Source organism: Desulfobulbus rhabdoformis, from assembly GCF_016919065.1.
GTDB classification, from domain to species: domain Bacteria; phylum Desulfobacterota; class Desulfobulbia; order Desulfobulbales; family Desulfobulbaceae; genus Desulfobulbus; species Desulfobulbus rhabdoformis.
Window position 1 is genome coordinate 1 of record NZ_JAFFQA010000096.1, and the last position, 3,451, is coordinate 3,451.

At 47.3% G+C, this 3,451-nt stretch carries 3 protein-coding genes; all 3 read right to left on the bottom strand.

Translation table 11 applies throughout. The features are described from left to right. Positions 1 to 88: 88 nt before the first annotated feature. Genes JWJ90_RS22400 through JWJ90_RS22410 form a run of 3 tightly spaced genes read right to left on the bottom strand, consistent with a single transcriptional unit; the run spans position 89 to position 3,333 of the window. On the bottom strand, positions 89 to 1,111 hold the full coding sequence (locus JWJ90_RS22400) for a tyrosine-type recombinase/integrase (protein WP_205229446.1): 1,023 nt from the start codon (positions 1,109 to 1,111) through the stop codon (positions 89 to 91). Then, complete coding sequence (locus tag JWJ90_RS22405) at positions 1,098 to 2,078, bottom strand: tyrosine-type recombinase/integrase (RefSeq protein ID WP_205229447.1); 981 nt, start codon at positions 2,076 to 2,078, stop codon at positions 1,098 to 1,100. The genes JWJ90_RS22400 and JWJ90_RS22405 overlap by 14 nt, the downstream gene beginning before the upstream one ends. Continuing rightward, complete coding sequence (locus JWJ90_RS22410; protein WP_205229448.1) at positions 2,065 to 3,333, bottom strand: tyrosine-type recombinase/integrase; 1,269 nt, start codon at positions 3,331 to 3,333, stop codon at positions 2,065 to 2,067. The genes JWJ90_RS22405 and JWJ90_RS22410 overlap by 14 nt, the downstream gene beginning before the upstream one ends. Positions 3,334 to 3,451 lie beyond the last annotated feature (118 nt).

Below are 3,451 nucleotides of genomic sequence, written 5' to 3' on the forward strand. Positions count from 1 at the left end.
AATTATGCCAAGTTTTTAGTTATGTAAAGTTGCCAGGATATTTCGTTCAGTCGCAGTGTTGAGAGTTCCAAAAACTTTACATAATATTTTAACCGCAAAGTTCAGAAAGCCAGGACATCAGGCCCTTGTCCTTCTCCCAATTGGGTATGATATCCTGTGATGGCACTTCATAAGCGTCCTCGAGAGCCTTGCGTTTCTCTTCGGCGTCTACCTTCGCATAAATTTCCGTGGTTATTACAGAGGCGTGGCCGAGAATATCCCGGATGTAGATCAGCGGCACACCACTTCTGAGCAAATGAACGGCCTTTGTATGTCTGAGACAGTGAGGTGAAACCGATTCAGGTATATGGTGACTACTTTCAATAGACATGCTCTTGACGTATTTGGACAAGATATATGCGACACCTGCACGTGACAGTTTGCATTCCCGGTTGTTCATGAATACCGAAAAATCAAGAATACCGGATTTTTCGATCCACCCCTTCTCCTGAAAGTATCCCTCCATGATAGACGCTGTTTTCGCGGTGACTGGAACAACGCGTGTCTTTCGACCTTTTCCATGCAGGGTGACCGTTGCCGGTTGCTCAAGTCTGACATCCCGTATACGAAGATCGATAATCTCCTGGACCCTGGCCGCAGTATCGTAGAGAAGCACGAGCAGCGCATGGTCCCGCCGCCCTTTCGGATTACTGGTGTCGGGCTGGCTGAGTAACAGATGTAACCCTTCCGGGCTAAAGTAGGTCATTGCCCTGCTTGCAACCTTTTTCATTGGAAGGTCAAGTATACGCTGGCAATTCAGTATGTGCTCCGGCTGCATTGAGGCCACGTAATGAAAAAATGATTTGAACGCTGCCAACCGTTGGTTTCGAGTTCTAACACCACAATGGCGAATTCGTTCAAGCCAGGCAAGATATTCGGTCAACAATCCCGGAGTGAGGTCAGAGATGCTGATCTTGTCTGCTTTCATAGTCTTTTCCGTCTCGCAGAAGAGCAGGAACAGCTTAAAAGCGTCTCGATAGGAGGTGATGGTGTTCATACTCAGGTTCCGCTGTCCGGGCAGATAGCGAGAGAAAAATCCATTGATATGTAAAGCAAAATCAGTCTCCTTCATGGTAGGCCTCCGGAATGATCCACCCATATTCCTTCTCTACCGTCTCTATTAACTCAGGGAACATTACTGCAGTAAGCCGCAGATAATGTTGGCCTGCTGTCAGGCCTTCATGCCCCATATAGATAGCAAGGTATGGAAGTGCAGTTGTGAGATTTTTTCCATCTCGCACCCACTTGTTCAGGACGCGAACCGCAAAGGTATGGCGTACGTCATGTAGACGCGGACCTTTCCCTCTACCTCCATGAGAAATACCTGACAAGCGTAATGCCTTACGATACAGGCAGTACACAGTTCCGGAATTGTATGGTGTGCTCTTCTTATTTGGAAAAAACCATTGTGATGAGTTGAAGCTACTTATGGATTGACTGTTACACACATATTCCCGGCATCTGTGTACAAGGGATTCGGACATGGGAATAATACGCTCTTTCCTGTTCTTCGTGTTTCGCAGTGATAATGTGCCATTCTCGACATCGACGTCCTTTTTTTCTATCTGCAGTGTTTCGGTGATCCGCGATCCACAGCCAATCAGGATTCGGAAGACCACCGGAAAGACCAGATCTGAATGGGTTGAGATGCCGGTGGCGCATAACTGGTCTACGGTACCGAGCAGCTCCCCAAGCTCTCGATCGGAAAAGATGTATGGTATATAGTCGTAATCTTTCACGATGGTGAGACGCTTTGGAACGATAATCGCGTCATATCCCATACGAACCATATATTCCCCCAGACCACGAAGAACAGAGATCCGGCGGCTTCTGTTCGTCTCATTTTCCCACGGTGTTTTTTCAATCCACCGATCTACCAGTTCTCGGGAAAGGCGAGGAGCACCATGATCAATTTCCCTTTGGATATCAACGATTCGGCGGAGTGTCCGTGGGCCTTTATCGAAACGATAACCGATTGCCCGTTTTTCCTGGACATAGTCGTCCACGATCTGCACAAATGTTTCCTTACGTGGTTTCATTGGACAATACCTCCTCAGGGTCAAGGGCACATTCTCTCAGTTGATCAATGTCAGTATGGAGGTACACGCTGGTCGCTTCAGAAGAGACATGTCCGAGTGCCGAGGAAATGACCGGGAGTTCGACATTATTTGCGAGCATCTTGCTGGCAAGAGTATGGCGCAGCGAATGCATGCCCTTGGGGACTTCTCTGGAAATTCTGACTCCGGCCTGCCGGACTCGTTTGGCCAAAATGGCATTCAAAGCGCAGGAATTCTGACCGAATGGCCGTATCGGAACTGTACAGGTGAGAAATATCTCCAGATGCTCGGAATGGGGCCGGCCATTTTGTAGGTAATCAATGAGAGCCCACCCGACGTCCCGCAACAGCGGCAACCTCAACAGTTTTCGGGTCTTACTCTGCTCAAACTCAATCACATTCTCACTCCAGCGCAGATCCGAAAGTCTCAGACTTTTTACATCAGCCGAACGCAATCCGTATCGTGTGACGAGTATCATGATGGCGTAATCGCGTTTACCCACTGGACTGCCCCGATCTATTGAACTGAGAACTGACAGCACATCTTCCTGCTTCCAGATGCGAGGAAGACGATACTTTCGGTTTGCTTTTACCAGTGGTAATTTTTCTGACAGATCCTCCTGAGTGAACCCATTTCGGTAAAGGTGCCGGAAAAACATTCTACTTGCGCTTAGCATGGTGGCGACTGTGCGACTATCCAGTTCAATTTGTGAACGGAAAAATACCGATATCCTTCCAGCAGTAATACTTTGTATACTTGTTGCTCCATGCTGGTCAAAAAAGAGCAGCATCCGTTTAATCCGATTGAGTCTGGTGTAGGTACCACGTTCGGAATATCCTGCTTCGCTGCAGTAGGCGGCGTAGGAATCGTATGCTTCTTTGAATTGTCGGGGAAGTTCAAGGGCGGCAAGTTTACCCTGCTTTTTTAACGGCAGGCATCCATGGAGCTGCCATTCAGTCAGGCACTGACATACTCGGATCGGGAGATAGGAGCTTCGTCTGTATTTGTGCTCATTGCTCATCTCCCTGATCACTAATGTAGGATCTATTCCGAAAGAATCTCTCAGCCAGCGGTGGCACATGCCTTGGGAGTGTTGATGTATCTGCTTCTCATCCGCATACCGTAGGAGCTTTTGATATAATTTCTGATACAGCTTGATAGTTCCAGAAGCATAACCGAGTCGTTTAAGTTCACAGATGACCGCTTCGCTCAATTCCTTTATGGTTGCTCTTTCCATATCCTCCTCCTTTGTAAGGGTTTGAAGGATATTATTATGGAAAGTGATTGTGTGTTATTATTTGAATTGAAAAGGTAATAGCTTCATTACTTTACATAACTAAGAACTTGGCATAATT

Coding starts and splice junctions, on each gene's coding strand:
- JWJ90_RS22400 (WP_205229446.1), bottom strand. CDS start 1,111: ATGAAGGAGACTGATTTTGCTTTACATATCAATGGATTTTTCTCTCGC.
- JWJ90_RS22410 (WP_205229448.1), bottom strand. CDS start 3,333: ATGGAAAGAGCAACCATAAAGGAATTGAGCGAAGCGGTCATCTGTGAA.
- JWJ90_RS22405 (WP_205229447.1), bottom strand. CDS start 2,078: ATGAAACCACGTAAGGAAACATTTGTGCAGATCGTGGACGACTATGTC.